At 67.7% G+C, this 6897-nt stretch carries 4 protein-coding genes and 1 pseudogene; 3 read left to right on the forward strand and 2 right to left on the reverse strand.

The genetic code is table 11. The features are described from left to right. A pseudogene (locus tag ACEW8N_RS19225) lies at positions 1–300 on the reverse strand (S-methyl-5-thioribose-1-phosphate isomerase); the annotation flags it as partial. A gap of 65 nt (positions 301–365) precedes the next feature. Further along, positions 366–2078, reverse strand: a complete 1713-nt coding sequence (gene ade, locus ACEW8N_RS19230) for an adenine deaminase (RefSeq protein ID WP_373501484.1) — start codon at positions 2076–2078, stop codon at positions 366–368. A 187-nt stretch (positions 2079–2265) separates the two neighbouring features. On the opposite strand from ade, the gene glnE reads away from it, so the two are divergent. From glnE to ACEW8N_RS19245, 3 genes are all read left to right on the forward strand, one after another. Further along, positions 2266–5154: a bifunctional [glutamate--ammonia ligase]-adenylyl-L-tyrosine phosphorylase/[glutamate--ammonia-ligase] adenylyltransferase gene (gene glnE, locus ACEW8N_RS19235; RefSeq protein ID WP_373501485.1), complete on the forward strand. Its 2889-nt coding sequence runs from the start codon at positions 2266–2268 to the stop codon at positions 5152–5154. A 22-nt stretch (positions 5155–5176) separates the two neighbouring features. Continuing rightward, entirely contained in the window at positions 5177–6595 is a 1419-nt protein-coding gene (locus ACEW8N_RS19240; protein ID WP_373501486.1) for an acetate--CoA ligase family protein, read from the forward strand. Next, positions 6592–6897, forward strand: a 306-nt coding sequence (locus ACEW8N_RS19245; RefSeq protein ID WP_373501487.1) for an acetate--CoA ligase family protein, incomplete at its 3' end; no start/stop codon positions are given. The genes ACEW8N_RS19240 and ACEW8N_RS19245, both read left to right, overlap by 4 nt.

Raw genomic sequence — 6897 nt, forward strand, 5'->3', positions numbered from 1 at the left:
CAGGTTCACCGCCGTGGGTCGCGCCGCCTTGAGCCGGGCGCTCTCCGCCGCGAGGTAGGCCTCGGGCACCGAGGGGTCCGGGGCGTTCAGCACGATGAGGTAGACGCCGTAGGCCGCCGTGGCCCCGATCAGCGGGGCACCCCGCACCACCATCTCCCGGATGGCGTGGATGACCTCATCCAGGGTCCGGAGGTCCATGATCACAAAATCGTGGGGCAGCAGGCGTTGGTCGATGACCTTGACCGTCCGCTGATCATCGTCCAGCCATATGGGCCGCATCTCTTTTCCGTCGACAAGCATATCGTTCACCTTCGTTTCGTTCCGTTTATCTTGAGGGGAATGGGCGCAGTCCGATCCCCCCGAACTCAATCCGTGAACAGCGGCACCACCGCAAACCGCCCCACATCCACCAATCCCTTGTCGGTCAGCTTCAGTTCGGGGATGACCGGCAGGGCCAGGAAGCTCAGGGTCATGAAGGGGTCGCGGAGGGTCGCGCCCATCTCCCTTGCCGCAGCGGTCAGCGCGTCCAGCAGGCCCTGGATGGCGCCCATGGGCTCGGGGGACATGAGGCCTGCGATGGGCAGGGGCAGGGCGGCCCGGACAGCCTGGTCCAGGGTTGCGCAGAGGCCGCCGCCCATCCGGACCACGGCCGAGACGGCCGTTTTCATCTCCGCGTCGTCGGTGCCGACCACGACGATGTTGTGGCTGTCGTGGGCCACGCTGGAGGCCAGGGCGCCCCGGCCCAGGCCGAAGCCCCGGACGAATCCCAGCCCGGTCCCGCCCTTTCCCGTATAACGCTCCACCACGGCGATCTTGAGGAGGTCCCGCGACGGGTCGGCCACGGCCATGCCGTCCCGGACGGCGGCGTCCATGACGGACCGGCCCGTCATCACCTGGTCGGGGATGACCTCGATCACCCGGATGCGGCGGCCCTTCGCGGGGACGGCGAAATTGAGCCTGTCCGGCACGATGTGCATGGACGGCGGGACCCCGCCCGACTGGGGCCGGGGGATCTCCGGCAGCATCCGGCCGTTTTCGGCCATGAGGCGTCCGCCGACGTAAACCGCTTCGGCCCGGGGGGCGGCGAGGTCTGAAAAGACCACCATGTCGGCCCGCCGGCCGGGCGACAACGCCCCTGCGTCCCGGATCCCGAAATAGCGGGCCGGGTGGAGGGTGCCCATGCGGATGGCTGAAACCGGGTCAAGCCCCAGTGCGATGGCCTTCCGGAGGATATGATCGACGTGGCCCTCGGAGAGGATGTCGTGGGGGTGGCGGTCGTCGGTGCACCACATCATGCGGTCAAGGGTCTTTTCGCGGATGACGGGAAAGAGGGCTTCCAGGTTCCGGGCGCCGGTCCCCTCCCGGACCATGATGTGCATGCCCAGGGCCAGCTTCTCGGCGGCTTCCCCGGCGGCGGTGCATTCATGATCGCTGGTGATGCCCGCGGCAGCGTATGCGGCGAGTGCCTTTCCGGAAAGGCCCGGGGCGTGACCGTCCACCCGCTTTCCAAAGCGCCGGGCCAGGGCGATCTTTTCCAGGATGTCGGGATCTCCCGCAACGACCCCCGGGAAATTCATCACCTCGGCCAGTGCACGGATGCGTTCATGGCCCATGAACGGGGCGAGATCCCGTGCCCCGAGCACTGCGCCGGCCGTCTCCATGGCCGTGGCCGGCACGCAGGAGGGAAGGGCGTAACAGACGTTCAGGGGCTGGTTTTCGGCCGATGCCAGCATGTATCGGATGCCCTCGGCCCCCAGGACGTTGGCGATTTCATGGGGGTCGGCCACGACGGTGGTCGTCCCGAGGGGCACCACGGCCCGGGCGAATTCCGTGACCGAGGCCATGGCGCTCTCGATGTGGAGGTGTGCGTCGATAAAGCCCGGCGCGACATACCGTCCATCCAGGTCGACGACGGCATCGGCCGCGTAATCCCCGAAGCCGGCGACCCGGCCGTCGGACACGGCGATGTCGACGGGTTCGATCCGGCCCGAGAGGACGTTGATGAGCCGGCCGCCTTTGAGCAGCAGGTCCGCCTTGCGGTCGCCGCGGGCGCATGCGATGAGTCGTGCGCTGTCCATGAATTCTCCTTTGCGGGTAAGGGCCGGAAAGGTCAGGGGACGCCTTCCCGACACGGCATGCTGTACCACGGAACGCCCTGCCGGAAAAGGGGAAAGGGGATCTTTTTGATTGTTCGGCGGGGGATTCGATGGTAGATTCACCCTTCGATTTTACGAGTCGATCACCTTTTGACGGGGCGAAAAGAGAATGCCAAATCCGATCGTGCTGACCCCTGAACTGGCCCGGGAGGCCGAAAAACGGTGGGAGGAATTCCGCGGGTCGCCGGCCTATGCGGACGCCGAGGGATTCATCAGCCCCGGATTGGCCCGCCATCTCAGGCAGGCCTTTGCCGTCAGCGATTTCATCCTGAAAAGCTGCGCCCGGAACCCCGGGATGACGGCCGCCCTCTTCGAGAGCGGCGATCTGTACCGGGCCTATGACGCCGGGGTCTATGCCCGGGGCCTTGCGGCGCTTCTTGCGGACGCCGCGGACGAGGCGGCCCTCTCGCATATCCTTCGGCTCTTCCGGCGGCGGGAGATGACCCGGATCGCCTTCCGGGACCTCTGCGGGCTGTCCGATCTCCGGGAGACGGTGGGAGACCTCTCCGACCTTGCCGATGCCTGCCTGGAGGCGGCCCTGTCGCGGCTCCACGCATGGCAGTGCGCGGCCCTGGGCACCCCTGTCGACAAAACCGGAAATCCCCAGGGCCTCGTGGTCTTCGGCATGGGCAAGCTGGGCGCCCGCGAGCTTAATTTCTCGTCGGACATCGACCTCATCTTCGCCTACCCCGAAGCGGGGAGGACCGACGGCGGCCCCCGCTCCGTCACCAACGAGGAGTTCTTCACCCGGCTCTCCCGCAGGCTCATCCACGTGCTGGGGGCGTGCACCGTCGACGGCTTTGTCTTCCGGGTCGACATGAACCTCCGGCCCTACGGCGAATCGGGCCCCATGGCCATGAGCTTCGACGCCGTCGAATCCTACTACCAGGAGCAGGGCCGGGAGTGGGAGCGGTATGCCTGGATCAAGGCCCGGCCCGTGGCCGGGGACACGGCGGCAGGCGATCGCCTTGCCTGCGCCCTCAAGCCCTTCATCTATCGGCGGTATCTCGATTTCGGGGTTTTCGAGTCCCTTCGCGACATGAAGCAGATGATCGCCGTCGAGGTGAAGCGCAAGGGCATGGCCGACCACATCAAGCTGGGGCCGGGCGGCATCCGGGAGGTGGAGTTCTTCGGCCAGATCTTCCAGCTCATCCGGGGCGGCGTCATCCCGGCCCTCCAGGATCGGCGGATTTTCGTTGTCCTCTCCCTCCTGGCCCGGGAAGGCTATATCGCGGACGAGACCTGCCGCGCCCTCCAGGAGGCCTACGTCTTCCTGCGGCGCACCGAGCACCGCCTCCAGGAGTTCAACGATGCCCAGACCCACGTGCTTCCGGGCGATACCGCCGGAAGGGCAAGGCTTGCCGCGGCCATGGGGTTTGCGGACTGGGGCGCCTTTTACGACCGCCTGAAACACCATACGGCAGCGGTTCACTGCCACTTCAACAGCCTGCTCCGGATGGAGGAGAGCGCGCCGGAGGCGGACCCGGCGGCCGGGACCCTGGCGGGGGTCTGGGATCATCCCCGGGATGATGCCGACGCCCGGGCCGCCATCGAGGCCGCGGGCTACGATGACCCGGAGGAGGCCCTCCGGTGCCTCAAGTCGTTTCACGACGAAATCGACGGCCAGGCCTTGAGCAGCGAGGGCCGGGACCGGATCGACCGCCTCATGCCCCTCGTGATCGCCGGGGCAGGCCGGACCGATCAGCCCGGCGTCACCCTGGAGCGGACCGTCAGCCTGATCCGGGCCATCCGCCGTCGCACCAGCTACGTCTCCCTCCTGCTGGAAACCCCCCACGCCCTGGAGCATCTCATCCGGCTGGCCGACACAAGCTCGTGGATTCTCAACCTCCTGACCCGGCGGCCGATGCTCCTGGACGAGCTGCTCGACCCCAGGACCCTCTATCTGCCCCCGGAGCGCGCCGAACTCGAGGCGTCCCTGACCCGCAAGCAGGCCAAGAACGAGGCCGACGACCTCGAGGGCCAGATGGACGCCCTCCGCCTTTTCCGCCAGGTCAACGTCCTCAAGGTGGCCGCGGCCGACATCACCAACGCCATCCCCCTCATGCGGGTCAGCGACCACCTCTCCGACATCGCCGAGACAGTGCTGCACCGGGTCGTTGCCATGTCGGCGGACCACCTGTTCGAACGGCACGGCGTCCCCGAGTGCAATCCCCCGCTGACCGGCGGCGAGCGGGGCTTTGCGGTCATCGCCTACGGCAAGCTGGGCGGGCTGGAGCTGGGGTATGATTCCGATCTCGACCTGGTCTTCCTCCACTCGGGCACCGGCGGTTTCAGCGACGGACGTCAGCCCGTGGACACGACTACCTTCTACAGCCGTCTGGGCCAGCGGGTGCTCCACATGCTCTCCACCCATACGTCGGCGGGAAGGCTTTACGAGGTGGACATGCGGCTGCGGCCCAGCGGCGACGCCGGCATCCTGGTCACCTCCATGGAGGGGTTCCGGCAGTATCTCCTGACGGAGGCCTGGACCTGGGAGAAGCAGGCCCTGGTCCGGGCCCGGCCCATCGTGGGCGACCCCCGGCTCATGGACCGGTTCAACGAGATCCGCCGGGAGGTGCTGGCCCGGACGCGGGACCCTGCCGTCCTCCGGAAGGAGATCCGGGACATGCGGGCCCGCATGAAGAAGGAGCTGCTCGCGCCCGAGAACGGCCTCTTCGACCTCAAGCAGGGCACGGGCGGCATGGTGGACATCGAGTTCCTGGTCCAGTACCTGGTGCTGCTGGAATCCCACCAAAGGCCCGGGATCCTGGACTGGACCGACAACGTCCGCCTCATCCGCTCCCTTTCCGACGCTGGTATCATCGACGAGATCACGGCCTATTTTTTGCGGAAAGCCTACCTGACCTACCGGTCCATGGGCCACAAGCTGAGCCTCCGGGAGAAGCCGGCAAAGGTCCCCGAGGACCATTTCGCCGACCTGCGGGACCGGGTGACGGCGGTGTGGCGGCGGTATGTGGAACCCGACACGCAACCATAACCTTTGACACAGAGGAACGGTCATGAACAACCAGAAGCAAGCGCATGAACCCCCGCCGTCCCGGGACGCGATCCAGGCCATGTTCAACGCCCGGTGCGTCGCCGTCGTCGGCGCCTCCAACGACCCGAAGAAATACGGCTGCATGACCCTTCGGACCCTGGTCGAGAGCGGCTTCACCGGCCGCATCTACCCGGTGAACCCCAAGGGCGGCGTTTTTCAGGGCCTCGAGGCGGTGGCCGCCCTGGGCGAGATCCCCGGGAAGATCGACCTGGTCGTGGTGCTGGTGCCGGCCCGGTTTGTTCCCGGTGTGCTCGAAGAAGCCGGGGCCCTCGGCGTCAAGGCGGCCATCGTCACCAGCTCGGGCTTCAGCGAGATGGGGCATCCCGAAGCCGAGGCGGAGATCCTCCGGATCGCCCGGGCCCACGGCATGCGGCTTTTGGGGCCCAACGTCCTGGGGGCGACCTACCTGCCCAACCGGCTGTGCGCCCATTTCTTCCCGGATCTCCACAATTCGGGGCCGGTGGCCATGATCAGCCAGTCGGGGTCCCTCACCAACGGTCTGACCGAGTGGCTGGAGCATGACGGCATCGGGGCCTGTTCAACGGTCAACCTGGGCAACCAGGCCGACCTGGTGGAGTCGGATTTCCTGGAATATTTCGCCGAAGACCCCAACGTCGCCGCCGTGTGCATGTACCTGGAAGGGGTAAAAGACGGCCGCCGGTTCCTGGATGCCCTGGCCTACTGCACGGCCCGGAAGCCGGTCGCCATCCTCAAGGCCGGACGGTCGGCGGCCGGGAGCCGGTCGGCCGCCAGCCATACCGGATCCATGGCCGGGGCCCACCGGGTCTTCGAGGCGGCCTGCCGCCAGCACGGGGCCCAGGTTGCCTACGGCCTCGGGGAGCTCTACGACCAGGCCCGGGCACTGGCCACCCTGCCGGTCCTCACGGGGGACCGGATCCTGGTGATCTCCACCTCGGGCGGCATCGGCACCCTGGCCGTGGACGAAGCGGAGGTCCAGGGCCTCACCGTCCCCGAGCTTCCCGCAGCCATGGTCGAAGAGCTCAAAGGTCGGGGCCTGGCCCGTCTGGGCAATATCGGCAACCCCATCGACCTGGCGGCCATCTGGGCCGAAGAACTCCGGGACTGCGCCCTGATCGCCGACAAGTACGACGTCTGCGATGTCATGCTCCTCAATTTCGGGGACCCGGTCGAGCAGACCACCGAGAACGTGCTGGAGGCCGTGGGCCAAGTCAGGGCGGGGCTGGCCGTCACCTACCTGGGCGGCGGCCGGGAGGAACAAAAGGCCCGGCCGGCCCTGCAGCAGGCCGGGGTCGCGGTGTTCGAATCCCCGGAGCGGGCCGTCCGGGCCATCCGGGCCGCTGTGGACTACGGCCGCTACCGCGCGCAGCTGGCGCGCAGAGGAAAGGAGGGTGCGCGATGAAACCTTCACCGGAACAAGCGACGACGAAGATGATGCCCGAGCCGGCGGCGGCCGCGCTGCTGGCTGAAAAGGGCATCGACTACCCCGGGCACGGGCTGGCCGAAGACCCGGAAGGCGCCGTCCGGATCGCCGACGCCCTGGGCTATCCCGTGGTGCTCAAGGCCGTGAGCCCCAAGATCATCCACAAATCCGACGCCGGCGCGGTTCTCGTGGATCTGCCCGACGCGGATGCGGTGCGTGCGGGCTTCCGGCGCATCCGGGAGAATATCGCGGCCCACGACGCCGCCGCCGAACTTGCGGGC

The organism is Desulfococcus sp. (assembly GCF_041737845.1).
GTDB lineage: Bacteria > Desulfobacterota > Desulfobacteria > Desulfobacterales > Desulfococcaceae > Desulfococcus.